Source organism: Clostridium nitrophenolicum, from assembly GCF_055391695.1.
In genome coordinates this window covers 1734205-1758213 of sequence record NZ_AP042469.1, presented here as the reverse complement: position 1 = coordinate 1758213, position 24009 = coordinate 1734205, and the positions used below count along the sequence as shown (strand labels likewise).

Here is a 24009-nt window from a genome sequence, read left to right as displayed (position 1 = left end):
TCCATAAAATATCTCATAGATTAAGATACTCTTTCTTTACAGTATTCAAATTTTCTTGCCTTCATTAAAAATAAAGAATAATTGATTTCTTTGCCATTTATATTTTTTTTAGCATAAAAAAAGGTATTTGATTCTATATCCTTAAAACCACAGCTAATTAAAATACTTTTCAAGCCATCTTGATTAAAACCATTATGTCCATCGTAATCCGGATAATTTTTATGAAAACTGCCGTCTTCTTCATCTAAATCAACTATACACAAGTATCCATCTTCATTAAGTAATTCGTAAAAACTTTTTATCATAGCCTTAGTATCGTGAATATGATGAAGAACCATAGAATTATAGATCACATCAAATTTTATAGATAATAAATTTTCCTTTGAAATGTCTAAGCAATAAGGTATCATATTATTTACTTCATATTTGTCAATTTTAGATTTAAGTACATCTATCATTCCTTCTGATGAATCAACAAGAGTAATGCTTTTAAACTTATTATAGAGATTAAAGCTTACAAGACCAGTTCCACACCCAAACTCCATGGCAGAATAATTTTTACTATTATCAATTGAATTGATTATTTCATTAGAAATTATTTTTGCTCTATTAATTCTTTCATCAGTATCCCAGTTTCTAGCATAATTATCAAAACTCATTGTAATAATCCCCCTAATCTCGCTTTTCTTATCATTTTAAATTTAAATATTGAAATATTTTTTAATGTTATTTTTCTTGCTTATGAATAATCCTTACCAAGTTATCTTTATGCCTAATTACCATTAAAACACAGGCTATAGCAGTAGAAACTACTAGTGAAATGGGTAATTTCATAATAATACATACTATCGGTATTGTTAGTCCTGTTGCAATCGATCTAACAGAAACTATATTTGTAAACAAACGTAATATAAAATGAACTGCAACTCCAGCTAATATTGGAATTGGTACAAATAAAAAAAATGCACCAAGCGTCGTATTTACGCCCTTCCCTCCCTTAAAAGAAAGAAATGGAGTATAGTCATGTCCTAAAACTACCGCTATCGCAATAATAGAAATATAGGTATTCGTTGACATTGGTAATTTTATAGTCCTCGCCAAATATATACCTATAGCCACCGGAATCATACCCTTTAAGATATCTATTATCTGAGTAATAATGGATATCTTAGTACCTGCAATTCTTTTCACATTTGTTGAACCTATATTTCCACTACCTTTAGTTCTAATATCAATTCCACAAAACTTTTTAGTAATTAAGTATCCTGTTGGTATTGAACCACATAAAAAAGAAATTATAATTGTTATTGTAATAATCATTCACTTCACCCTAAATTTATTCTATTATAGTATTTAATTGCATTCTCTAAATGGTCATATTTAAAATCAGGCCATAAATCTTTAGTAACCCATAGCTCTGCTTTTGCAGACTGCCATAACAGAAAATTACTGATTCTCATCTCTCCACTTGTTCTAATAATTAAGTCCACATCAGGTAAGTTTGAAGTGAACATATAGCTGCTTATTAAATCCTCATTTATTTTATCAATGTTAAGATTCTCCTTATCTATATCATGTATTATTTTTTTTGCAGCATTTGTTATTTCTGAGTGACTTCCATAATTTAATGCAATATTAAGTATCATACCTGCATTGTTTTCTGTTGATTTTTCCGTTTTTTTAATTTCTTGTATTAATCCAGAAGGAAGATTGTCTGTAATGCCAATATGCCTCACTTTAATATCTTCTCTCGCTTTATGTCGTAATTTTACAAAAAATTCTTCAAAGAGCTTCATCAAGAAGTTTACCTCTTCATCAGAACGGCTCCAATTTTCAGTTGAAAAAACATAGAACGTAAGCACTTCAACACCTAATTTGGAGCAAGCTTTAGTAATATCTTCAATTGGTTTTGTACCAGCTTTATGACCAAAAGTTCGAGGAAGGCCCTTCTTTTTAGCCCATCTACCATTTCCGTCACAAACTATAGCAATGTGCTTTGGTATTTTAATGTTGTTATCATTCAATAGGCTTTCATTTGAACAATTCATTTTATATTTCCTTTCTAATTGTTCAATCCCCATTATTACATATCTCTATATTAGTCTGGGGAATTGAGGTATAAAACATTTTGTTACGTAATGTCCTATTATAGTATTCCATGAATTAGATTATAATTTTCCATATGAATTTTTCTCATATGCTCAGTTTCAAATTCAATTTTATTTCCATTTTTTAAATCATTTAAGTATTCTATCATTTGGTAAATATCTTTTTCAGTTAAATTTAACGTATGACTAGCTGTAATCTTTTTTGGTTTATAATCTAAGTATTTCTCAAGTGTTTTTATATATGTTTCAATATCATTGTTCTCAACATGTATAATCGGTTTTTCCAAATTGTCACCAGCATACAATATTTTTTCATCATGATCAAATATTGAAATACTATCATCAGTATGTCCCGGACTGTAAAATATTTCTATACCTTCATTATTAAAATTAATATTTTCTTTAAAAGTAACGTTAGGTAAATATTTTTCAACATTGCCTGATATATATTTTTCATTTTTCTTTAATTGCTCTTCCCAGTATTTATCTAATAATTCTCTACATTGTTCATGACCAATTATTATATTTTCCTTAAAACTAGAGTTTCCCCATACGTGATCCCAATGAAAATGCGTATTTATAACAATTACTTCTTTATTATTATATTTGTGTTTTATTATTTCTTTTATTGGCATCATACTATCAGAACCACAAAAAGTATCAATTAAAAATATCTTTGACTTTTTTTCAATTAAGAAAACATTAGTAGTATAAATTTCTAAATCATTATAAATGAATGCATCACAATTTTTACTTATTTTTATATTTTCCATATTTCTCTATCCCCCCACAATAATCTTAGCTAGTTTTGCATAACACGCTTAGCTATATAGTCCTTATATTAATATTCAGCTACCCTATAGAACTGCCTTTTGCGCGAACTGCTATGCTTTACTAGCTGTCGTTTTTCTACATGTTATACTAATTAATTATAATTTTAACACAAAATTCCTACATGCAAAACAAATTAAGCCAGAGTTTTAATTTATATCAACTAAAACTTTGGCTTAAGCATTTTCTAAGTATACTATATTTTAAACTTTTTATTTCTTCAATGCTATGTATTAAATTTATAGTATTTCATTTTCATCATTTGATATTAAAACCTTATACAAAATACTAGTACATATTTTACCTTAATCACAAAATGTTTTAGAAATTTTTTGATAATTTTTCCCCCATTCACACATGGAATTTAAAATAGGTTTCATGCTTTCACCTAGTTCAGTAAGTCCATATTCAACTTTTGGTGGAACCTCTGGATAAACTTTTCTATAAATTATACCATCTCTTTCTAATTCTCTTAATTGAAGTGTTAGAGTCTTTTGAGTAATATTTTTTAGTAATCTTTGTAATTCGTTAAATCTAATCACTCCTCTTGTTAGATGCCAAAGAATTGATATTTTCCATTTACCACTTAATATATTTATAGTTACGTCCATAGGACATTCTGTTATTAGATTTTCTGATTTTGCCATTTTTAATTCTCCTCAAAATTTTAAGTACTAACTTTATAGTATCATTTACTACACTCCATTTCAAATTTGTGCGTACTTTAAATGCATTATTATCAGTGATATGCTTTTAGACAGAATAAAAAGAATCGCTAATTCGAGAAAGGATGTTTTGTATGATAATTGATAGTCATGCTCACGTAATATTGCCAACAGAAAAACAATTGTTAATGATGGAGGAAGCTAGTGTAGATAAAACTATATTGTTTTCTACAACACCTCATCCTGAAAAAGCTCATGATTTAAAATCACTAGAAAAAGAACTAGCCATATTAAATAATGTACTAGCAAGTAATACATCACTAGATGAGAGAATTAAAAATATCAAAAATACTACAGCAGAATTAAAGAAAGTTATAGATAGAAATCCATCAAAATTTATCGGTTTTGGATTAGTACCATTATCTTTAACATATAATAAAACAGCTGATTGGATAAATGATAATATAATTAAAAATAATTTTTACGGTTTAGGAGAATTCTCACCAGCTTCTGGTCAAGTAAAATATTTAGAAGTAGTCTTTCGAGCTTCCAATGAGTTAGGATGTTTGCCTATATGGGTTCATACTTTTCATCCTTTAAATTTTGATGATATCAAAGAACTTATACAATTATCTAGTAGATACCCTAAAGTCCCATTAATACTAGGTCATATGGGAGGTATATACTGGCTTGATATAATAAAACTTGCCAAAGAAAATTGTAATATTTATTTAGATTTATCAGCTATCTATACAGTTTTAGCTCCTAAAATAGCAATTAAAGAATTACCTGAACGTACATTATTTAGTTCAGATGCCCCTTATGGTAATCCTCTACTATTCAAAAAAATGATTGAAACGATTAGTCCAGATAAAAAGGTATCTGAACAAGTACTGGGCGGAAACATAATAAAATTACTAAAATTGTAACATCTTATTTTCACAGTATTTTACTTAACACTTAAGCAGTTCCAATATGCCAGAGTCTTAGACTCTGACATATTGTTAACCTTCAGTTAACGCACCTATAAATACTATAAAAACTGCCATTACTATAAAAATTAAAAAAGAAATTATACGAAATTTGCCTAATGTCGTAAGCCATAGATTAATAATAGATAATACCACTAGGCAGCCTCCAATTTGAGACTTTCTTTTTTGCTTACTAACAATCCATTTATTAGTGTTACAATTTTGCATTTTCTTCCTTGTGACCTTTATTAGAGCTTTTAATACGAAAAATATAATAATCGTATTTAAGATTATTAATACCAATTCTCCCATACATAATTCCCCTTTCTAAATTAACTCTCCATGGCTTTTGCTAGCACAACGAGCTTGTTTATTGTTTTCCAGTTACGCACAGTCGCCTGTACGTCCAACTTATGAAGATTGTTGGCAAGCTTGGATTTTCGAATACTATGACGAAATAGAAGAAAGACCTCCCGTCCTTTGATTTGATACTCCTCCTTTTCACTTTTATATGACTTTAAGTATTCTATCTTTTCTTGTAAAGGGCTATGGGTCAGCAAGGAGACATATAGACTCTCTCCTTCCAACAACGATTCCGCTTCTAATATTGCATCCTCCGAAAAGGGACAATTTTCGATAATTTGTTCTAGCTCCGCAACAGTTCTCAAAATAACTATGACCGAAAATCCAAAAGTCACTTCAATCTCATGCTCAATTTTCTTACACAGAAGTTCCTCATCTTCATTTGATTTGAATAGAACATTACCGCTTTGAATATATGTTTTCACCTCACAAAATCCCATCGCTTCAAACATTTGTTTCAAATCGGCCATCTTAATTATATTTTTTCCACCTACATTAATACCTCGTAATAGTGCGATATAAATAGTCATAATGTAACCTCTCCTTTAATATAAATTCTGCAACAACAATCTACTTTGATGTATAAGAATTAAATAAATAATTAATTATCTCTAGTAGTCAATTTTATCCCAGTTACTTAAATTAATATTCGATTTCTCAAGCATCTTCGTAAATGTATCAGCAACATAATATATAAAATCCGGGTCATGTATATAAGAAATAATCTGTCCTTCTTTTCCTTTATCTGTTGGATCATAGTCAAGTATCAAATTTAGACTTCCACCTGCTAAAGCTGCAAATGGTATCCATTTCCTGTTTTTTAAATATGGTTTAATACGGCAATCTACTTCAGATATTTCTTCCTCATCATAATATTCACTCATCAACTCATCTTCATCATAAAAACCGTCTTTTTCTTCTATTATTTCTTCAATAGAAAACAAATAAAATGGTTCTATATGTTCACCCTCACAGTTTGGATATAATATATGAAAGTGATACCCACTTCCATTTTTATATTTATAAAATTCTCGAAAATCTTTTGGTAACTTGATATTATATCTTTTTTCAAGTGCATTTAACTCTTCTTCAGAAGCTCCATTAATTTTTTGATATTTTTCATATTCCTCTATTCTTTCCTCTGATACTTTTTCGCTCAAAAGTTTCTCTAAAATATCTATTTGTTTTTCTAGCATTATAAACACTCTCCTGTATAATCAGTTTTATTCTTTCCATAACCTTACTAAAATAAAGTCTTAATTGATCCTTCTCAAAGAAGACTATCTTCAAGTGCTTTTTCTAGCATTGTATTAAAGTCTCTATATATTTCTATTTGTGTGCCTGAAGGCTTATCATTTCATGATACTTTGCTAACGCATCTACTAATCATTTTATATTCTATTGTAACATATTAAGGAAATAAAGTGGTAAGATAATGGCTATCACATTGAAAGGCAAATGATGTTGAATATAAGAAAGTTGATAGGCTGTCTATAATATATATCTTATTGCTTAGATATGATAAATCTTTTAAATTAATCCTCTTTTAAACCTCAATTTTATACATAAAAAAGAAGCTTATTTCTAAACTTCTGTTTTATCTTGTTTTATTACCTCACTATATGTATTTAGTACTGAATCTAGCATTTTACTAGCTGCAACTACTTCTGGGTTTAATAAGTCTCCTTTTTCATTAATAACTTCATATAGGTGCTCTCTAACTTCATTTATTAGTTCTTCTAATTGGCTTAACTTGTTTATTTTAATCTCCTCCCTAAATGGAATATAATTAAAAATTTTAAATATATCAATATTAAAATAGAGGTAATTAAAGCACTCAATTTTTAGTATTTTAAAATAAATAAGCACTTAGATTTCTCCAAGCGCTTATTTTCTATATAATAAGGGGGACTCATTATATAGAAAAATTATTATTTTTCCCTCTAAGTTTTTATCACTTAGGGCAATTATTATTATAAATACTAGTTGTTACAACTTTGTGTCATTATTGTTAAATAATCATATACTTTTTTAACAACTTGTAAAATAATAAGCACCAGTTTTTACTCCAGTGCTTGGTCAGTGGATAATTTTCATCACACTTTTTATGTAATAATATAACAAATATGTTATGATTATCATATTAGTTATATACTAAAAATTAAGTTAAAGAGATTGAAAATATGAGTTTTAATAATATAATTGGCAGCGGAAAATCTTATACTTTTCCTATTACGTCACAATATCAACATAAGAGTAAAGATACTGAGGAGTCAAAGAAAAAGAGGCAGATTATATCTGAAAGAGAAGGAAAATATTATAACACATATGTGGTGGATGAAAAAGGACAAAAAGTTATAATAAATAAAGACATATTTTTCTTTTAGTATTATAACTATTAAATCAAATAATTATTTAAAACACCGTATTATTCAAACTGATATGCTTCCCTTGAGGTAGACAGGGTGCAGTTCAAACTGAATAATACGGTGTTTTAGAAGTCATTTAATTTTAACATTTGTAAAAATCAATAAGGTTAATGTAAGCCTCAAAAATAGCATATATATCTAGCGAATATCAATTTTTCTCTTTTTGTCGTTACCTTTATTCAATTTAGGAAAAGTAATCTTTAAAACACCATGGTTAAATGAAGCATCTATCTTACTTTCATCTACGTTATCTATATAGAAGCTTCGCTTAAATTCTCCATAATGTCTTTCACGGCTAACGTAATTTTCTTTTTTGTCTTCTAGAGATTCATCTCTTTTTGCACTAATTACTAGATAATTGTTATTAAACTCTATATCTATAGCTTCTTTTTCAATTCCAGGTAAATCTTCTTCTACAAGGTAGCTTTCATCTGTTTCTTTTAAGTCAACCTTAAAGCTTTCTCGTAAATCATTAATTGTTGAGAAGAAATCATCTCTTCTAACTAAATCATTTTTTCTAAAAGGTACCATATCAAACATTTTTAAATCCCTCCTAATTTTAATATTAAAAAGCTGTTATAACATTGTTTTTCACATTAACACATTGTTATACAATATAAAATTACGGCAATCTTTTCATTGATTTCAAAAATATGTCTACCTTAAAATCGTCGCAAAAATTGGAATTGTAGCAACGGATACTACGGTTGAAAGCAAAACTCCTTTTGTGGCAAAACCTACATCAGCATTGTACTGTTGTGAAAAAATTGTTGTACATGCAGCCACTGGCATTGCAAAACTTATAATTAATACCTTTGCTAGAAGGGAGGTATCATCAAAAATAAATCGCATGATCAGTAAAGCTATGATTGGTATTATTAACAGCTTTACAAAGGACATGACATATATGGACCCATTTCCTAGAAGTTCTTTAAATCTCAATTCTCCTACCTGAACTCCAATTATAAACATTGTAAGAGGCGTTGTTGCTGCTCCAATAATATTTACAGAATGTCCTAAGAATCCAGGTAGTTGAAAATTGCATAGAAACATTACATATCCAATTATAATGCCAATCATTCCTGGGGTTAAAAATTCTTTAAAACTTATTTTTGTTTTAACCCCTGCTGAAAGTTGAATAAGCATAATACCTACAGTAAACAACATAATGTCATTTACCATCTCTATAATAGAGGCATAGAACACTGCTTCTTTTCCATACAATGCACTAATTACAGGAATTCCCATAAAACCAGTATTGGCAAATACCAACATAAATGCAAAGATACCTCCTTGTTCCCGCTTAATTTTCAGCATTTTTACAAGAAGAAAACCTACTATAAAAGCAATTGCAAAAACCAGCAAAACAACCACAAATATGTACTGACTTCTCTTAAATATTTCCTGAGAAAACTTTACCTGCATTGCATCAATAACTAGACAAGGCCAAGTCAAATTTACTACTACTGTAGAAATACTCTTTGATTGATTAGTATCAATTAATTCTTTTTTTCGAAAAATGATTCCAGGAATTATCATAATAAAAATCATGCATAAAGAATTAATAATCTCCATGATTGCCATATTGTTTCCTCCTATTTTCTATATTATAGCTTTGCTTTCATCTATATAAAAAGCACCGCCACTAAGGTGTGCGGTGTTTCTTGTCATCTGATAGCTTTAATTGCTTTTTTGTACATCATATATATAATTCACCTTTTAATACAATTACTGCTTGTCCAATCAGTTCTACTCTGTTTCCTGTTAATATCCTCAAAACAATCTCTCCACCTCTGTCAGAAGATTGATAAGCCTTCATCTCATTTTTGTTTAGTAATTTTCCCCAATATGCTGCTAGCAATGTATGAACTGAACCTGTAACTGAATCTTCATTAACTCCTGCCCATGGATTAAAATATCTAGATATGAAGTCATATTTTTCATTTCCTTTGCAAGTAACTCCAACACCTTTTACATCCATTTCAAATTCTAAACATTTCATTTTTTCAAAGTTAGGAGTTAATTTTAATACTTCACTCTCTGTTTTTAAATGAATAACGAGTTTCTTTGTGTTTTTTCCAATTATAGCATTTTCATAATTTTCTATTCCCATTGCCTCTAAAATGTCCTTTGATAAATTAATGTTTAACCATTCATCTATTGGGAAATTAAGAGCGATTCCTTTAGTAGTCTTGTTGGCGGTAAGCCTACCACTTTTAGTTTCATATATAATTCTATCATTTTTAATGCCTATGCTGTTAAATAGTATTTCTGAAGTCGCAATTGTGGCATGACCGCATAAATCAACTTCATATTTTGGAGTAAACCACCTTAATGAAAATATATCTGTCTGATTTATGGGCTTGCCTTGAAGCGGTTGAACAAAGGCTGTTTCCGATAAATTCATTTCTTTAGCAATTAACTGCATATATTTATCTTCAATTGCCTCTTCTAAAACACATACTGCCGCTGGATTACCTTTAAAACATTCATTTGTAAATGCATCTACTTGATATATTTGTACTGCTTTCATTATTATTTTCCTCCAGTAATTAGACTTTGTTACATTCTATAAAACTCTCTGGGCAATCTCATATTTTTCTTTAATTATTTCTTTTGCTTCACAGCTTAATTTATTCCAACTTCTCTCTATCTTCTTTCTAACCCACTCTTTGCCATCATCTATATTCATTTGATGATTACAGTAAGCTAGGTAAAGTAATGATGGTATTTGATCTATATGTGCCATTGCATCTGCATCAGCAACACAAATTGCCTCTTTCGATGTCTTTTTTACTTTCACACTTCCTCTATGTGAAATAATACAGTCTTTCACTTTTTCTATTTTCTCTTCACAATAACTTAATTCTCTGAGGATTCTTTCAGCTTCTATTGAACCATGTATATGATGTTGTTCTTGTAAATCCTTATCCTTTATACCCGCATAGTCATGTAATAAGGCTGCTATTTCCACAACTTCGACATCTGCTCCTATTTTTTCTGCTAACAATTTTGAATACTTTACAACACTTAAAATATGATGTGTCCATATGCCATATCCAAAAATATTATTTTCACTCTTGCACTTTTCTTCAACCTCTTTTTCGATTGCTTTAATAATTTCCATTATATATCTCCTTGCATTAAAACTATATATTATTACTTAATATAAAAAAATTTCAAAGACCTACTTTGAAATTTCAATGTCTCATAACGTCATCTGCAGCCAATGTTTTCTGATTGAATGTAATAAATATGATTACCACTTAAATACTAACGGTAAATCAGGTCTAAAATCCCTCGATTGATTTAATGTTCCATTATCAAACTCTAACTCTATAAGATGTTCTTTCCCCTTTTCAATTGAAAAGTTCTGAAGTTGATTTACAATACAAGCAGAGTCCGATAAATCAATATCTTGATTTACATGTATTTTTACAGATGTTGCTTCTTTCAAAGGTACTTTATGTTCCATTGGTTCTCTTTTCTCAATAGAACTCTTATCCTGCCTAGTAGCAAAAGATAGATAAAAATACATTGGTTCACTTAATGGCGTATTATCAGCTACTTGGATTTTAAGAAAATCTGGCAAATAAATTGGATGATAATCCCATGATGAAAATGGTGCTATTTTATCTTTTTCCGTTGTAGGTCTAAATCCAATTCCAAATGGGCAAATCGTATTTTTAGCTAATAGGCATCGCTCAAATAATCTCATTGGCTTAGTGAGTTCACTCTGTACCTCTTCTACATTTTCTACCCACAAAAGTTCTAACATTAAGTTATGAAAATAGAATCTTCTATTTGCTGTCCCTTGTCCAGGATGGATATTTGAAGAGCCTTCTTCAAGTCCGAATTCTACTAATAAATTGCCTGCTGGTGCTTTGGTTTCTGTGCATATATAAATATGGTCAATTTCCATATGATCTTCTCCTTATTAATAAAATTAATTATAAAAAATATAAACACTTTTACTTCACAAGAATGTGCTTTGTTAGAATACATTTTCTTCTCTAGCCTTATCCAGAAATTGCAAGATCATTTCATTTAATAATCCAGGCTTTTCACCAATTAAATGTGGCCCATGTCCGCAACCTTCAATAACCCTCATTCTAGAATGAATCACTCCTTCACAAAGTTTTAGAAGGTGCTCCTCTTTTATTGAACTATCTTTTTCCCCGGAAATAAACATACTTGGTGCCTCAATTTTTCTAAGATCTTCAATAGTAAGATTAGGGTATGCCCTCCAATTATTGATACTTGTCTTTACCATTGACCTCCAATCACCTAAGTGTGCTTCATAATGATTCTGCTTAAGTAATTCAATATAGTTTTCATCCTCCTCGTTTAGTAGAATATGATATTCACAATTATCAGCATTACTTTTTATACCATCTGTTACGCAGCTTGCTGTTCCTATAGTAATAAGAGACTTAATTCGTTTATGGTATTTAATTGCAATATATAAAGCAACCCCTCCACCCATACTAAATCCTATTAAATTTACTTTGTTGATATTTAACCTATCAATAAACTCCATTATCTCATCAGCTAGCTGTGGTATTGTCCAATCTAAATTATTGCTTTTAGTTCTACCATGACCCCTTAGATCTGGAAAAATGCAGCGATATCTTGATTGTAATGCTGCAAATTGAGCTGAAAATGCTATGATACCTCTTGAAAAAGCATTATGTAAAAATATAATTGGTTCTCCTACACCAATCTCCTCATAATAAAGATTAGCATTTGATATTTCAACGTATGGCATCTTGTTGTCCTCCTTTAACTTAATGTTTGCTAACGTCTCTCATTGCCGGCATGGTAGAACCTTAAAGCAACTGCACTTAGATTCTGCCATATACATTGATGATATTTTATTATCATCCTATATATTGATTGTAAGTTATATATTAATACCTTTCTAATATTTATTACAACTTAATGATTCAAGTAATTGTTCTAATAGTTTATTTTCTATATCCTCTTTTATCTTGGCAAAATCCATCATAGCTTCCCCGGCAATTATTTATATCTTATATTAATAAATTTAATACTTCTTTTACTTTTTCTTCAAGACTTTCTATATTTAATTCTTCTATTTTTAATATTATTGAAGCAAGAATCTCTTTTTCATCTACAGATATATAAGGTAAAATATTTAGTAATATTGAATATTCATCCTCTCCCCATAGCATCATTTTAACTAATTCTTCTTTTCCAAAATATTCTCCGCTCTCTTTAACATATTTTAAATTTCTAATTACTTCTAAAAGCCCATTTTCACCATATTTACTTGCAATTATTAATACCAAATCATCTAAGTTATGCATTAAGCTCAGAAATGTTCCTTGACGATTGTTTTAAAGACTTCTTTATTAAAAGTTTATTTCTCTGTAAATTCAACACTCCTTAATCTAACTAATCTTATATTTGCATCTTATATTTGAAATGTAAAGTCATTTTTATATGATATTTTTAAAATTTACAAAGGAGAACTACTTGAGTTCTCTTCATAATATCTACATAACTTTGAATTATAATAAAAATATAATTTACAGGAGGTGTTGTAATGATAGGTCAAACTTTAGCTCAGTGCATTCATGCATGTGGTATGCATGGACAAGAATTAGCAAATTGTATTTTAATGATGTTAGGTATGAAATAGAATTCTTTAAATTCCCCCTTATAAAGGCTTGTGGTCTAAACTAATCACGAGTCTTTTTTTATTTGTCTATATATTATTCTATTTTATAAACAGTAAGTGGAGTAATTATTCTCATCTCTTCTTCTCTAGACAATTTGTCCATATCAACTGCTGCACTTAGAGAATTGCAGTATATAATTATTGTATCAATACTCTTATATTTTACTTCTTTTATTATTTCTCTAATCTTATTCGCAAGTTCAACTGGTGATAATATTTGAAACCTAGACTGTTCTTCAGGACATGAAGATACTGGATATCCCAATGCATTAATTCCTTTTGAACTAAAAAAATCTACCCCCATTTGAGTATCTACAGGAGTTCCTGCAATAACTCCTACCTTAATATTATTCATATATACCACCCTCTTATAAATTCGCTTGACTCATTAGCTGTGTTTCAAATAAATTTTGATTTAAAACTTTTATTAGTCATCATTTCATATAATCTAAAAATTTTCTATAATCACAAAGCTAAAAACTCATTTTTAAAAAATAATCTAATAAACAAATTGCTGACCAATTAATTTTTCACTTTCTTTCCAAAGCTTTTTTGCGACAGATATATCATATGACTCATCAGACGACTTAGCTTCAAACAACCCATTTTTACCTCCTTCAAAATACTTTCCGTTTATCTCCCAGTTATCTTTTTTAGCCAGTTCTATAAGATGCATCGCTCCTTCTTCTGGAGTTTGTGTTTCTTTTATCATATAAACCAATGGTACAAGAACTTTCAAAGGTAGCGGGAAATATTCTCCCTGACTTGTATGTGTCAGTCCGGGGCAAAGATTCGTTGCCACAATATCGTAGCTTTCCCATCTTCGGCACAATTCATATGTGAACATTACTTTTGCTAATGTTGCCTGCTTAGCATATTTACCATAGGAAAAGTGAATATTACCCTGTAGATCATTAAAATCAATACTCCCCTTAAAATTACCCTCGGTTAAAGAAGCTTTATGACCTCTTCCGGAAATTGTGATAACTTTTGAAGAAGTTGCCTTTTTTAGTGGTTCAAATAATAAATTTGTTAGTAGAAAATGTCCAAGATAGTTACTAAAAAATAGTCCATCAAAACCGTCTTTTGTATAGTATTTTTTCATTATTTTATCCCCAGCGCAATTAAAAAGGATATCTAATTTAGAATACTTACTTTTAAAATTTAGGACAAGTTCATGAATAGACTCTACTGAACATAAATCTGCTGGTATCCATTCTACATTATTATTAGATATATTTTTCATTTTCTCAAAGGCTTCTTTCCCACGAGTCTTATCACGGCTCACCATAATAACTTTAGCTCCCATCTGAGCTATTATTTTTGCGACTCCTTTTCCAATCCCTGAGCTAGACCCTGTAACTAAGCATACTTTGCTTTCTATATCTTCTATCAAATTTATCACGCCTTCCTTTAATTAATATTTCCGATTCAAAATATATTTTATAAATATTTATAGTCCAGTATAACTCGTAAAATGATGAATTACATTTATCGGTTAACTGATTGGATATCTGTAAATCACTGTCGTAAATATCAACTTTAGACTAAATTTTAGACTTTATAATTCTGTAAATTTTATAATACCATTTAACCAAATTATATATAATATATATTTATAATACATTAAACCCAATTATATCTATTCTGTAATATTTTTTAAAATCCTTTAAAATAAAACAATTAGCTGAGTGTTTTAGACATTACTTGAAACTTATATATTAAATATATAAATTCTAACTTTATATTTAAAAACGGTGCAGATTTTTTCTGCACCGTTTATCTAAATTTATACTAGCTAGTTTTCTTTTGCCATCCTTTAAAGCCTTTAATTAATATTGGAATTATTATAGTAAATATTGCTACATAACCCATTGTTCCATAGCCTTTTGATACTAGAGGTATTAAACCAAATAAAGCAATACACCAAGTAAATATTACATATCCTCCAGCAACAAGGATATTTCTTTTCTTTTCACCAGCTTTAACTGCTTCTTCACTGTCATTTCGTCCAAGCCAAGTTACTATTCTATTTGTTATACCATATATTAAGTTAACGCCAGTTGTAATTACTCCTAAAATTATTAGTATAGATACCAATGGAAGCATCCAACTTGAACCCACTCCATGTTTTATAACAAATAAAGCTGGTACAGCCTCTTTTAGTATACCTTCTTGATAGTATATCATAATACCTAAGGTAGCTAATAGTAGTATGGATGCATTTATTATAAATCCGTAAATTGCTGTCTTTTTAACTTCTTTTATATCTTTTAATACACTTGAATGAGCAATATATGCTCCTACACAGCATACCTGAAAACCAGCATAAACAAAGCACTGCAACAATGCATTCCAAAAACCATATTGACATGGTACTGTTCCACTTTGCATTCCTGAAATATTTTGTACTATCTTTGGCCAATAATATATTATATTTGGAATATAAATTATGAGTATTCCAATAATAATTGCTATGGCTAATATTGACGCAGCTTTTCTAACAACATCTGCTCCAAAAATAGTTAATACAAATATAAGTAAAGCTATTATTATAGTGTTTAATATATAAGGTGTACCTAGAACTGTTTGTAAAGTAGCTCCACCTGTAGCAAAGGCAACAGCTGTTGCTGTAATCAATATTAAATTGAAAATTACTTCATATAAATTTGCAAGAATCTTTTCTGCTGGCTTAAATATACCATTTGCCCAGCTTTTATAATCATAGGTTTTATGCTGTACTGCATATTTCCAAGCAAAGTAAAAAACAAAAGCCTGTATTAAGGTAGATATTATTGGAGTAAAAATTGAGTACCATCCATATTTAACATAAAAGTTAGATATCTGTATTCCAGATGCAAATCCGCCTCCAAAGTGAGTTGTAAACCAGACAAATACAACGGCGAAAAATGCAGGCATAGCCATTTTTTTACTCATAACTCCACTCCCCTATAAAATTATTCATTAATCTTCATCTATCTTTGGGAAAGTATTTGCAGCATGAGGCATAATATAAGTTTTCAAATTGCTGCCCTTTTTCTTATAGGTTAGTTTTAAAGCTTCTTCTACTGTTTTTACTACAGTTATATTCGCCTTTTTCACAAGATTTGGATCTAAATCTGATACAAATATGACATCAGACTTACTTGCGACATCACAGAATATATACGCTACATCCTTTGAAATACTATACTCACGTCTTAGTTCCTTCTCTCTTTCTAGCAGGTTGTCATAATTTAAGATCATGTTCTTAACATCTTCGTTACCGCCTAATCCCTCGCTGCACTGACTCAATATAATTATTGTTCCTCCTTCTTTTACCGCTTCCTTAGCATTCATTATTGTTTTACTTGTTTGATAAAAATTTATATCCTTTGGATATCCACCAGCAGTAGCAATTACTAAATCCGCTTTTTCACTTATATTGATACTATCTAACTTTTCAACTATATTACATCCCTCATAAAAAGCTTCAATATAGCTTCCGCTAACTGCTGAAACTATACTACCTTTTGTATCTACAATTACATTAAACATAAATGTAGGTCTTAAAAAAGCTGCTGCCTGCATCATATCTTCATGCACAGGATTCCCTTTTAATTTCCCACTTCTTACATTAGGATTTTTCCCTTCACCTAGGTTTTCATTTAAAGTAAGGGAATGATTTTTCATTATAGTTTGATAGGATGAGATACCAGGTAAAATAGTTTTTCTACTTCCTCCCCATCCTGCAAGAAAATGATAGACAATTCCTCCTGTGAGTATTATATGATCACACTCATAAGCTTTTCTATTTACTTTCACTGGAGTACCATAAGTTGTTTCCCCTAAGTATACTAAGTTATCTTCATCAAAACAGTCATGATCAATAACTTCAAATCTTTTCGCTAGTTCCTCTCCTAGAAGTTTAACGTGTTCATCTCTGCCTTGTTTTCTATGTGATCCCAAAGCACTAATAATTGTAATGTTCTTATCCTTAACTCCTCCATTATTTAACTCTTCAACTATTTTATACAAAAACTTATCTGTTTTCTGCCATGCTCTAGTTACATCAGGTATTACTAAACAAACAGTTTCTCCTGGGTTAACAAGTTCCTTAAGTCTTGGACTTCCTATTGGATTCTGTAGTGCATTTAGTGTAATTTTGTCTTCTGATTCTAGTACTGTAAAAGGTTTACTCTCTATTACTCCAAGCAGATTTTTATCTTCAATAGAAACCTTTGCTTTAGTACTTCCATAATCCAATTCAAAATTTTTCATATAAAACTCCCCTTTTGAATTTAAACTTATAAGGAAGCAATTTGGTTATTACTTCCTTATAGCTTTGTGTCTTTTAATCTACTATTGTTCCTGGATTTAATATTCCATTAGGATCAAATATCTTTTTAATACCCTTCATTATTTCTATTTCTCTTTCACTGTATTGAAGTGACATGTGTTTCTTTCTTGTTTTACCAGTGCCATGTTCTGCAGTAACGGTTCCTCCATATTTAATAGCTGCTTCATACATTTCTTCCTTTATAACCTCAAAATAAACTGGTAGTTTTCCGTTTTCTGACATTATAAAATTATGAACATTACCATCTGCAATATGTCCAACAGCTGGGGTAACAGTGTTATACTTGTTAGCTATTTTAATTAAATCATCAATAAGACTTGGAACAGAAGCTGGAGGAACTGCTATATCTAAAGCATCTGCAACATTTTCCTTAAAGGCAGTGTAAGCGTTACTTCTTATCTCTAAAATATTTCTTTGATCCTTGGTAGTTTCAGCTATTAAGCTATCAAGGGCATTATACTGATCGCATAGTTCTATAATTCTTTCACTTCTTGCATACAGATCATCCTCTGTAGCTTCATTTAATATAAATATTAAATCAACACTTCCCTTTGTCGCTGGCCATACCTTCCCAATGTGTTTTGCTGCTTCTAATGCTACAAATCTTTCCATATACTCTATAGCCAAAGGTGTTATTCCTTCCTGAAGAACCTTAGATACAACTATTGCTGCATCTTCTCTAGTATTAAAGGACACAACTAATGTACCTGTATTAGTTGTTTTTGTATATAATCTTAAAGTAGCCTTTGTTACTATACCTAAAGTTCCTTCGCTGCCTATCATCATATTTAACAAATCATATCCCATGTTATTTTTCAAAAGCTTATTTCCTAGATTAACTAATTCTCCAGTAGGAAGAACTACTTCTAACGCTTTAATATGATTTCTCATAATACCATGTCTTACAGCATTTACTCCTCCTGCATTTTCAACAACCATTCCACCAATTTGTGCTCCTTCATCTCCTGGATGAATAGGGAAGAATAGTTTTTCATGTTTATTTAATCTTTCAATTAAATTTGCAAGAGTAACTCCTGCTTCTACTGTAATCATTAAGTTTTCTTCATCTAGTTCAACTATTTTATTTAATCTCTCAAGAGATAATATTATACTTGACTGCAGTGGTATTGTACCTCCACACAATCCTGTACCACCACCTCTTGGAACAACAGGAATCAGTGCTTCATTTGCATATTTAACTATATTAGATACTTCTTCACTGGTGCTTGGCTTTACAACTACACAATCTTCACAAGCCTTTGGTCTTAATAGTGGTTCTGTTTCATCATATAAATAGCTCTGCATCTGTGATAACTCACTAACGACAAAATCTTCTCCAACTATATTTTTTAAATTATCAATTATTTCTTTTTTCAATTTATATCCCCCCATTTAATAATTAATTATTTTTAGCCTTTATTTTATTTATAAGTTGAGGAACTACTTCATATAAGTCCCCTACTATTCCATAGTCCGCAACATTAAAAATAGGTGCAGAAGGGTCTGAATTTATAGCAATTATAGTATCTGAATCCTTCATTCCTGCTAAATGCTGAGGTGCTCCGGAAATTCCACAAGCAATATAAACTTTTGGTTTTACCCTATTGCCGCTGTATCCTACCTGATGTTCTTTTGAAATAAAGCCTTCATCAACTACATTTCTGCTAGCTCCTACAACCCCTCCTAAAATCTGTGCTAGTTCTTCTAATATCCTAAAATCCTCAGCACATCTTAGTCCTTTTCCGCCTGAAACAACTACATTTGCTTCTGTAATATCAAATTCCTGACTTTTAAGCTCTCTAACTACTTCCACTAATTTATCTTCATTATAAATAGCTTCTACTTTTACTACCTTTCCTTTACGTGATGTGTCCCTTTTTGCTTCAGAAAACTCTTTATATCTTACTGTTGCCATCTGAGGATATGTTTCTGTTTTTATATGAGCCAAAATATTTTCGCTAAAGGCAGGTCTTATCTGTATTAATTTGCCATCCTCATCAACATCTAAACCAGTGCAGTCTGCTGTCAGACCAGTTTTAAGCGCAGCGGCTAAACGTGGAGCTAGAGAACGTCCAAAGCTAGTTGCACCTATTAAACATATCTCTGGCTTAACACTATTAATCAAGTTAACTAAATTTAATTTATAAACTAGTTCTTCTGGTTCATTAAATATGTCATCTTCTAAATAGAATACTTTATCTGCTCCCCTATAGATAAGTTCCTCTGTTTTTATACTGGTAGGTCCTAAGACCACTGAATATACAGGTGCTCCTAGCTTATCAGCAAGTTCCTTTCCTTTGCCCAATAACTCATAGCTTACTTTATGAATTTCTTCATTCTTTTGCTCTGCAAAAATTAAAATTCCGCTGAATTCTTTCAAGCTCATACTTACACCTCCAATACCTTTTTGTCTTCTAATGCAGTAATTATTTCCTCAAGCCCTTCATTTGTATTTTCTCTAAATAACTTGCCTTCTCTTTTAACATTTGCTGGAACTTCTATTTTCTTTACCTTCGTAGGAGAGCCTTTAAAGCCAACCTCTTCTAAAGCTAAAAACTCCTTTAACTCCTCTATACCCCATAAAGTTATTTCTGCTTTTCTTGCTTTCATCTTGCTTTTGAAGGTTGGTAATCTAGGTTCATTTATATCCTTTGTTACTGTGATTAATGCTGGAAACTGAACTTTCTTTAAATAGATTCCTCCCCACAGTTCGCATTGTGCCAGCATATTATCTTCATTTATATCTTCAATTTTTTCCACATAACTTATATGTGGTATATCCAAAAACTCTGCAATTTCTGGTCCAACCTGTCCTGTATCTCCATCAACAGTCTTTTCTCCAGCAATAATCAAATCAAATTTTCCAATTTTATTTATGGCACTAGCTAAGGTTTTTGAAGTTGCTTTAGTATCAGCACCACCAAAAGTTCTGTCGCTTAATAATATTCCTTCATGAGCTCCTCTTGCTATTGACTCCTTTAAAGCTTCATCAGCACTAGGAGGTCCCATACTTATAACTGTAACCTTTGCATCCATTTTTTCACTTATTTGCACCGCTGTTTCTAATGCATTTAAATCAAATGGATTTATTTCGGTGCCAGCAGATTTTCTATCGACTACACCTTTTTCTCTGTCAAATTTAACTCGTTCCATATCTGGTACTTGTTTTATTAATACAATGATATTCATGTTTTTCAACTCACCCTTTCATAATATTAATAAATAAGCTATTTATAGCTATCTATGAAAAGCATTTAATGTAACCTATTTACTATTTATATATTTTTTAAGTACAGATTTTATTACAAATAGCAAAACTAAAGAGACAGCTCATAATTTTGTATTCAATATACAAAAGTTGTGAACCGTCCCCTAGCACCCAAGATGCAGCTTACAGCGTTGTATTAAATCATTATGAAAATAAAGTTAGCTTTACATATTATAAAAACTTTAAATTTAAGTTAAAATTAAATGAACCATTTGGTAGATATATGCATCTAATTAGTGTAAGGCAAAAAGGTAGCGCTACAATTTGCAAAGAAAGGTAGGAAATCAATTGAATAAAGATGCATTTGTAGATAAAGTTCTTGAGGTTGAATCTACTTTATATCATGTATCTAAATCAATCTTGATTCATGATGAAGATTGTGAGGATGCAGTTCAGGCGGCAATTTTAAAAGCTTATGATAAATTAGGTACACTAAAGAAAGAACAATATTTTAAAACATGGTTGGTTAGAATCCTTATAAATGAATGTTATAGTTTGAAGCGTAAAGAATGTTCAAAGGTATCTTATGAAGAATACTTTGAATTTGCCAAAGCTGATGATAAAAAGGATTATAGCGAATTATATTTGGCTATTCAGAAATTACCAGAGCGTATTCGTATTACAATTGTTCTCTATTATGTAGAGGGATATTCGGTAGAAGAAATTAAACAGATTTTAAGAATACCTGCAGGAACTGTAAAAAGTAGATTAGCAAAAGGACGAAAACTATTAAAAATAAAGTTAGAGCATATGGAGGCAACTTATGGATAATTATAATTGGAGTAATACCTTTCCAGATATACCTAAAAGTTTTAAAAATAAGGTAAGTGCAACATTAAACAGCTTACCGGACCAAAAGGAGAATGGTGAAATGGAAAATAGAAAAATATATAAAAAGGGATCATTTAAGAAAAGAATTATGATTGCACTAGTAGCTGCTATGGTAATAGGAACAACTGCATTTGCCGCAGGAAAAGTATTCTTTATAACTTCACACGGAAGTAATATACCAACTTATACTACTATGCCTACAGTAGAACAAGTAAAGGGTGATTTTGGATTTAATCCTAAATTAGTTAAGGAATTTGACAACGGATATACCTTTGCAAGTGGATATACTACAAATAATGAAGGGGTTGATATGAAAGGTAATTCTGTAGGAAAAACAAAATCACTTGATTTTACTTATAAAAAAGGGAATGATAAATTAAGCCTTTCTATGGAAAATGGAAGGTTGGGTGAAAAATCAGAGAAAGCGACTGTTATTAATACTTATAACGGTATAGATTTATATTGTCATTCATATGCTAACAAGCTTGTGCCAGCAGATTATAAAATGACAGAACAAGATAAGCAGGACGAATCGTCTGGTAAATATGTATTTAGTTATGGATCTGACAAGGAAAAAATCTCTAAAATTCAATATTTAAATTGGATGCAAGATGGAATTAACTATACTTTCTTAGCAATGGATTCTGATATATCACAAGATGAATTAGTAAAAATGGCACAGAAGGTTATAGATACCAAATAAAAAAACAAATAAATTAATTAAATATCGTATTATTCAGAAATAATACGGTATTTAATTAACTGTTCATTTTTTCTTTAACTTTTTCTTAATTTTTATCATTTCTATTAATTCATTTATGTATTTTTCTTCTTCAATCCTTATCAATAACCATTTTCCATCATGATATTGCTTAGTCTCATTAAAAATTACATTCATATAATTACTAAATTCATTTTTTCTATTTTCAAATTGTTCAATTTCTCTTTTTCCATACACAAGAACACAAGAAAAACAATTTTTTTCTGGAAATAGTGATAATAGCGTTCTTCCACTTCTCCTAAACCTTATTAACACTCTATAGTTTTTCCACCATAGCATATTTCTTTGTTAAAATCATAATTTTCCTCAATAAAGGTAATTATTTTATCAAAATTTTTTATTGCAGTATTACCAATGAAACCTCTTATTTCATCATAAGTCGGCAATGGCTCTTTATTATGCATTCTTTCATAATCCATTTTCATATTGACCTCCTTTTCTGCTTATAATAAATTCCTTTCATATAGCTTTTAAGTGTTTTCGGCGTGTCAGAGCCTTAGCTAACTTCTAGCTTAGACACTTTCATGTTGGAAGCACAATGTTAGTCCAAATCAGGATTTGTTGATTTTATTGCTTCAATAAAAAAATACCTAGGAATGTGACTCAAGCTTACTGGAAACACCTTATATCTCCAACGTCCATAATTTGCATTCTCCTCGCCAGGCTGCGTTAATTTAATCTTCCAACCAAATTGCTTAAAAAAATCATTATAATTATCAATTCCAAAGTACCAACCTCTTCCTTCCTTATGCATTTGCGTAATCCAAGATTGCATAAAGTTGGATTCTAAGAAAGCTAAATTAATCACATCACATAAAATTTTACTTTCATTTGCTGATAACTCTGTAATCTCAACCATAAGTATTTCAACAGCCAATTTATCATAAAATAATACATCTTCCCTTAAACTTTCTTTTCCACGAATAAATGACGTCCCAATTGCTGTATTTCCTAATGCATTTAATCTATTAAAATCTATCATAGGTATATCTCAATTCTTTCCTTTCCACTACCCAAATTGTTTCTTTTTAAAGATATTGCACCGATTTCTCCTGTCCTCTTTAAATGTGTTCCTCCACAGGGAACTTTTGCAAATTCTTCTATATACCAATATCTTTTTTCATTTTCTTCATCATCAAAAGCACTTATTATATCGAAGTTTGAGTTTATAATATTATTTGCTTTATTCATAAGTTCCGAGAAAATTTCTGATATATTTCCGTTCCAAAAGAAGTCTATCCTTGCCTTATCTACAGTTATGTTTGCTCCAATTTTTTCAGGATGGTTGTAGTGCTGATAAACTAATTCTAAAATGATTTCTGCCGCAAAATGTAATTTCATTAATCTATATCTTTTTTCCCAATCAATTGTAACCATAACATTTTGATTAAATATCAAATTATGACTTTGTTCAATAGTATAAAAAATTTCTTTTCCTTCCTTTTTTGCTTCAATTATATTAAACCCACCTATTATTCCTGAATCAGATTGTTGTCCCCCTGAGAAGGCAAATGCTATTGTCTGGTCAAGAGTAATAATATTGTTATTAACACTAGTTATCTTTGCTTCAATTTCAGTTAAATAAGGATTTTCCCAGAATAATTTCTTAACACTCACTGTAAAACCTCTTTTCTAAATGTACTTTAGTTTATAATTCTCTATATAATACATTAAATCCTAATTATATCTATTCTTTAATATTCCATAAAGTACTTTAAA

General features: G+C 30.1%; 31 protein-coding genes. 4 read left to right on the top strand and 27 right to left on the bottom strand.

Going from position 1 to position 24009, the window contains the following annotated elements; all coding sequences use genetic code 11:
- Window positions 1–20 precede the first annotated feature (20 nt).
- From ACZ5N4_RS08265 to ACZ5N4_RS08245, 5 genes are all read right to left on the bottom strand, one after another.
- Window positions 21–659: a class I SAM-dependent DNA methyltransferase gene (locus ACZ5N4_RS08265; RefSeq protein ID WP_464208884.1), complete on the bottom strand. Its 639-nt coding sequence runs from the start codon at window positions 657–659 to the stop codon at window positions 21–23.
- A 67-nt stretch (window positions 660–726) separates the two neighbouring features.
- Complete coding sequence (gene plsY / locus ACZ5N4_RS08260) at window positions 727–1320, bottom strand: glycerol-3-phosphate 1-O-acyltransferase PlsY (RefSeq protein WP_464208882.1); 594 nt, start codon at window positions 1318–1320, stop codon at window positions 727–729.
- 5 nt (window positions 1321–1325) lie between these two features.
- The gene (locus ACZ5N4_RS08255) at window positions 1326–2081 is read right to left on the bottom strand and encodes an isoprenyl transferase (RefSeq protein WP_464208880.1); all 756 of its coding nucleotides are present in this window, start codon (window positions 2079–2081) and stop codon (window positions 1326–1328) included.
- 65 nt (window positions 2082–2146) lie between these two features.
- Entirely contained in the window at window positions 2147–2881 is a 735-nt protein-coding gene (locus ACZ5N4_RS08250; protein WP_464208878.1) for an MBL fold metallo-hydrolase, read from the bottom strand.
- Window positions 2882–3244: 363 nt separating this feature from the next.
- Entirely contained in the window at window positions 3245–3586 is a 342-nt protein-coding gene (locus ACZ5N4_RS08245; protein ID WP_464208876.1) for a winged helix-turn-helix transcriptional regulator, read from the bottom strand.
- Between the two features lie 152 nt (window positions 3587–3738).
- Between ACZ5N4_RS08245 and ACZ5N4_RS08240 the strand changes: the two genes are divergently transcribed.
- A complete protein-coding gene (locus ACZ5N4_RS08240) occupies window positions 3739–4533 on the top strand; it encodes an amidohydrolase family protein (RefSeq protein WP_464208874.1) in 795 nt (264 codons plus the stop codon).
- Window positions 4534–4608: 75 nt separating this feature from the next.
- Here ACZ5N4_RS08240 and ACZ5N4_RS08235 read toward each other — a convergent pair whose 3' ends face one another.
- The 4 genes from ACZ5N4_RS08235 to ACZ5N4_RS08220 all read right to left on the bottom strand — a co-directional run bounded on the left by ACZ5N4_RS08235 (window position 4609) and on the right by ACZ5N4_RS08220 (window position 6807).
- On the bottom strand, window positions 4609–4887 hold the full coding sequence (locus tag ACZ5N4_RS08235; protein ID WP_464208872.1) for a hypothetical protein: 279 nt from the start codon (window positions 4885–4887) through the stop codon (window positions 4609–4611).
- A 20-nt stretch (window positions 4888–4907) separates the two neighbouring features.
- The gene (locus ACZ5N4_RS08230) at window positions 4908–5468 is read right to left on the bottom strand and encodes a DUF1697 domain-containing protein (RefSeq protein WP_464208870.1); all 561 of its coding nucleotides are present in this window, start codon (window positions 5466–5468) and stop codon (window positions 4908–4910) included.
- An 81-nt stretch (window positions 5469–5549) separates the two neighbouring features.
- On the bottom strand, window positions 5550–6134 hold the full coding sequence (locus ACZ5N4_RS08225) for an SMI1/KNR4 family protein (protein ID WP_464208868.1): 585 nt from the start codon (window positions 6132–6134) through the stop codon (window positions 5550–5552).
- Window positions 6135–6522: 388 nt separating this feature from the next.
- Complete coding sequence (locus tag ACZ5N4_RS08220; protein WP_464208866.1) at window positions 6523–6807, bottom strand: Spo0E family sporulation regulatory protein-aspartic acid phosphatase; 285 nt, start codon at window positions 6805–6807, stop codon at window positions 6523–6525.
- Between the two features lie 314 nt (window positions 6808–7121).
- Between ACZ5N4_RS08220 and ACZ5N4_RS08215 the strand changes: the two genes are divergently transcribed.
- Entirely contained in the window at window positions 7122–7325 is a 204-nt protein-coding gene (locus ACZ5N4_RS08215) for a hypothetical protein (protein ID WP_464208864.1), read from the top strand.
- A 180-nt stretch (window positions 7326–7505) separates the two neighbouring features.
- Here ACZ5N4_RS08215 and ACZ5N4_RS08210 read toward each other — a convergent pair whose 3' ends face one another.
- The 14 genes from ACZ5N4_RS08210 to ACZ5N4_RS08145 form a co-directional block, all read right to left on the bottom strand.
- A complete protein-coding gene (locus ACZ5N4_RS08210) occupies window positions 7506–7907 on the bottom strand; it encodes an Hsp20/alpha crystallin family protein (protein ID WP_464208862.1) in 402 nt (133 codons plus the stop codon).
- 117 nt (window positions 7908–8024) lie between these two features.
- Window positions 8025–8951 carry an AEC family transporter gene (locus ACZ5N4_RS08205; protein ID WP_464208860.1) on the bottom strand — a complete coding sequence of 309 codons (927 nt, stop codon included), beginning with the start codon at window positions 8949–8951 and terminating at the stop codon, window positions 8025–8027.
- 115 nt (window positions 8952–9066) lie between these two features.
- Window positions 9067–9900 (bottom strand): PhzF family phenazine biosynthesis protein, encoded by an 834-nt coding sequence (locus ACZ5N4_RS08200; protein WP_464208858.1) that lies wholly within the window; start codon window positions 9898–9900, stop codon window positions 9067–9069.
- Window positions 9901–9936: 36 nt separating this feature from the next.
- Complete coding sequence (locus ACZ5N4_RS08195; RefSeq protein ID WP_464208856.1) at window positions 9937–10494, bottom strand: HD domain-containing protein; 558 nt, start codon at window positions 10492–10494, stop codon at window positions 9937–9939.
- Window positions 10495–10626: 132 nt separating this feature from the next.
- The gene (locus ACZ5N4_RS08190; protein ID WP_464208854.1) at window positions 10627–11289 is read right to left on the bottom strand and encodes a hypothetical protein; all 663 of its coding nucleotides are present in this window, start codon (window positions 11287–11289) and stop codon (window positions 10627–10629) included.
- A gap of 72 nt (window positions 11290–11361) precedes the next feature.
- Window positions 11362–12135, bottom strand: coding sequence for an alpha/beta fold hydrolase (locus ACZ5N4_RS08185; RefSeq protein ID WP_464208852.1), 774 nt, complete (start codon window positions 12133–12135; stop codon window positions 11362–11364).
- A 265-nt stretch (window positions 12136–12400) separates the two neighbouring features.
- Window positions 12401–12697 carry a hypothetical protein gene (locus ACZ5N4_RS08180; RefSeq protein WP_464208850.1) on the bottom strand — a complete coding sequence of 99 codons (297 nt, stop codon included), beginning with the start codon at window positions 12695–12697 and terminating at the stop codon, window positions 12401–12403.
- Between the two features lie 408 nt (window positions 12698–13105).
- Window positions 13106–13426, bottom strand: a complete 321-nt coding sequence (locus tag ACZ5N4_RS08175) for a hypothetical protein (protein ID WP_464208848.1) — start codon at window positions 13424–13426, stop codon at window positions 13106–13108.
- Between the two features lie 144 nt (window positions 13427–13570).
- Window positions 13571–14467, bottom strand: a complete 897-nt coding sequence (locus ACZ5N4_RS08170) for an SDR family NAD(P)-dependent oxidoreductase (protein ID WP_464208846.1) — start codon at window positions 14465–14467, stop codon at window positions 13571–13573.
- A gap of 398 nt (window positions 14468–14865) precedes the next feature.
- Entirely contained in the window at window positions 14866–16008 is a 1143-nt protein-coding gene (locus ACZ5N4_RS08165) for a YkvI family membrane protein (protein ID WP_464208844.1), read from the bottom strand.
- Between the two features lie 27 nt (window positions 16009–16035).
- Window positions 16036–17331, bottom strand: a complete 1296-nt coding sequence (locus tag ACZ5N4_RS08160) for a lactate racemase domain-containing protein (RefSeq protein WP_464208842.1) — start codon at window positions 17329–17331, stop codon at window positions 16036–16038.
- Window positions 17332–17404: 73 nt separating this feature from the next.
- Window positions 17405–18787, bottom strand: coding sequence for an FAD-binding oxidoreductase (locus tag ACZ5N4_RS08155; protein ID WP_464208840.1), 1383 nt, complete (start codon window positions 18785–18787; stop codon window positions 17405–17407).
- 22 nt (window positions 18788–18809) lie between these two features.
- Window positions 18810–19796 (bottom strand): electron transfer flavoprotein subunit alpha/FixB family protein, encoded by a 987-nt coding sequence (locus ACZ5N4_RS08150; RefSeq protein ID WP_464208838.1) that lies wholly within the window; start codon window positions 19794–19796, stop codon window positions 18810–18812.
- A gap of 2 nt (window positions 19797–19798) precedes the next feature.
- A complete protein-coding gene (locus ACZ5N4_RS08145) occupies window positions 19799–20599 on the bottom strand; it encodes an electron transfer flavoprotein subunit beta/FixA family protein (protein ID WP_464208836.1) in 801 nt (266 codons plus the stop codon).
- A 367-nt stretch (window positions 20600–20966) separates the two neighbouring features.
- Here ACZ5N4_RS08145 and ACZ5N4_RS08140 point away from each other — a divergent pair, with 367 nt between their 5' ends.
- Entirely contained in the window at window positions 20967–21449 is a 483-nt protein-coding gene (locus tag ACZ5N4_RS08140; protein ID WP_464208834.1) for an RNA polymerase sigma factor, read from the top strand.
- On the top strand, window positions 21442–22212 hold the full coding sequence (locus ACZ5N4_RS08135; protein WP_464208832.1) for a hypothetical protein: 771 nt from the start codon (window positions 21442–21444) through the stop codon (window positions 22210–22212). Before ACZ5N4_RS08140 ends, ACZ5N4_RS08135 begins: the two co-directional genes overlap by 8 nt.
- 63 nt (window positions 22213–22275) lie before the next feature.
- On the opposite strand, the gene ACZ5N4_RS08130 is transcribed toward ACZ5N4_RS08135, so the two are convergent.
- The 4 genes from ACZ5N4_RS08130 to ACZ5N4_RS08115 form a co-directional block, all read right to left on the bottom strand.
- Window positions 22276–22545: a DUF3788 family protein gene (locus ACZ5N4_RS08130; protein WP_464208830.1), complete on the bottom strand. Its 270-nt coding sequence runs from the start codon at window positions 22543–22545 to the stop codon at window positions 22276–22278.
- Window positions 22539–22715 carry a hypothetical protein gene (locus ACZ5N4_RS08125; protein ID WP_464208828.1) on the bottom strand — a complete coding sequence of 59 codons (177 nt, stop codon included), beginning with the start codon at window positions 22713–22715 and terminating at the stop codon, window positions 22539–22541. Before ACZ5N4_RS08125 ends, ACZ5N4_RS08130 begins: the two co-directional genes overlap by 7 nt.
- A gap of 116 nt (window positions 22716–22831) precedes the next feature.
- Window positions 22832–23272, bottom strand: coding sequence for a hypothetical protein (locus ACZ5N4_RS08120; RefSeq protein ID WP_464208826.1), 441 nt, complete (start codon window positions 23270–23272; stop codon window positions 22832–22834).
- A complete protein-coding gene (locus ACZ5N4_RS08115; protein WP_464208824.1) occupies window positions 23269–23907 on the bottom strand; it encodes an alanyl-tRNA editing protein in 639 nt (212 codons plus the stop codon). The genes ACZ5N4_RS08120 and ACZ5N4_RS08115 overlap by 4 nt, the downstream gene beginning before the upstream one ends.
- Window positions 23908–24009: the final 102 nt, after the last annotated feature.

What these genes read in the sequence shown, in the direction of transcription:
- ACZ5N4_RS08160 (WP_464208842.1), bottom strand. Translation starts at nt 17,331, where the DNA reads ATGAAAAATTTTGAATTGGATTATGGAAGTACTAAAGCAAAGGTTTCT.
- ACZ5N4_RS08210 (WP_464208862.1), bottom strand. Translation starts at nt 7,907, where the DNA reads ATGTTTGATATGGTACCTTTTAGAAAAAATGATTTAGTTAGAAGAGAT.
- ACZ5N4_RS08195 (WP_464208856.1), bottom strand. Translation starts at nt 10,494, where the DNA reads ATGGAAATTATTAAAGCAATCGAAAAAGAGGTTGAAGAAAAGTGCAAG.
- ACZ5N4_RS08150 (WP_464208838.1), bottom strand. Translation starts at nt 19,796, where the DNA reads ATGAGCTTGAAAGAATTCAGCGGAATTTTAATTTTTGCAGAGCAAAAG.
- ACZ5N4_RS08255 (WP_464208880.1), bottom strand. Translation starts at nt 2,081, where the DNA reads ATGGGGATTGAACAATTAGAAAGGAAATATAAAATGAATTGTTCAAAT.
- ACZ5N4_RS08250 (WP_464208878.1), bottom strand. Translation starts at nt 2,881, where the DNA reads ATGGAAAATATAAAAATAAGTAAAAATTGTGATGCATTCATTTATAAT.
- ACZ5N4_RS08240 (WP_464208874.1), top strand. Translation starts at nt 3,739, where the DNA reads ATGATAATTGATAGTCATGCTCACGTAATATTGCCAACAGAAAAACAA.
- ACZ5N4_RS08215 (WP_464208864.1), top strand. Translation starts at nt 7,122, where the DNA reads ATGAGTTTTAATAATATAATTGGCAGCGGAAAATCTTATACTTTTCCT.
- ACZ5N4_RS08230 (WP_464208870.1), bottom strand. Translation starts at nt 5,468, where the DNA reads ATGACTATTTATATCGCACTATTACGAGGTATTAATGTAGGTGGAAAA.
- ACZ5N4_RS08165 (WP_464208844.1), bottom strand. Translation starts at nt 16,008, where the DNA reads ATGAGTAAAAAAATGGCTATGCCTGCATTTTTCGCCGTTGTATTTGTC.
- ACZ5N4_RS08190 (WP_464208854.1), bottom strand. Translation starts at nt 11,289, where the DNA reads ATGGAAATTGACCATATTTATATATGCACAGAAACCAAAGCACCAGCA.
- ACZ5N4_RS08245 (WP_464208876.1), bottom strand. Translation starts at nt 3,586, where the DNA reads ATGGCAAAATCAGAAAATCTAATAACAGAATGTCCTATGGACGTAACT.
- ACZ5N4_RS08145 (WP_464208836.1), bottom strand. Translation starts at nt 20,599, where the DNA reads ATGAATATCATTGTATTAATAAAACAAGTACCAGATATGGAACGAGTT.
- ACZ5N4_RS08200 (WP_464208858.1), bottom strand. Translation starts at nt 9,900, where the DNA reads ATGAAAGCAGTACAAATATATCAAGTAGATGCATTTACAAATGAATGT.
- ACZ5N4_RS08175 (WP_464208848.1), bottom strand. Translation starts at nt 13,426, where the DNA reads ATGAATAATATTAAGGTAGGAGTTATTGCAGGAACTCCTGTAGATACT.
- ACZ5N4_RS08225 (WP_464208868.1), bottom strand. Translation starts at nt 6,134, where the DNA reads ATGCTAGAAAAACAAATAGATATTTTAGAGAAACTTTTGAGCGAAAAA.
- ACZ5N4_RS08125 (WP_464208828.1), bottom strand. Translation starts at nt 22,715, where the DNA reads ATGAAAATGGATTATGAAAGAATGCATAATAAAGAGCCATTGCCGACT.
- ACZ5N4_RS08180 (WP_464208850.1), bottom strand. Translation starts at nt 12,697, where the DNA reads ATGCATAACTTAGATGATTTGGTATTAATAATTGCAAGTAAATATGGT.
- ACZ5N4_RS08205 (WP_464208860.1), bottom strand. Translation starts at nt 8,951, where the DNA reads ATGGCAATCATGGAGATTATTAATTCTTTATGCATGATTTTTATTATG.
- ACZ5N4_RS08265 (WP_464208884.1), bottom strand. Translation starts at nt 659, where the DNA reads ATGAGTTTTGATAATTATGCTAGAAACTGGGATACTGATGAAAGAATT.
- ACZ5N4_RS08120 (WP_464208826.1), bottom strand. Translation starts at nt 23,272, where the DNA reads ATGATAGATTTTAATAGATTAAATGCATTAGGAAATACAGCAATTGGG.
- ACZ5N4_RS08135 (WP_464208832.1), top strand. Translation starts at nt 21,442, where the DNA reads ATGGATAATTATAATTGGAGTAATACCTTTCCAGATATACCTAAAAGT.
- ACZ5N4_RS08235 (WP_464208872.1), bottom strand. Translation starts at nt 4,887, where the DNA reads ATGGGAGAATTGGTATTAATAATCTTAAATACGATTATTATATTTTTC.
- plsY (WP_464208882.1), bottom strand. Translation starts at nt 1,320, where the DNA reads ATGATTATTACAATAACAATTATAATTTCTTTTTTATGTGGTTCAATA.
- ACZ5N4_RS08185 (WP_464208852.1), bottom strand. Translation starts at nt 12,135, where the DNA reads ATGCCATACGTTGAAATATCAAATGCTAATCTTTATTATGAGGAGATT.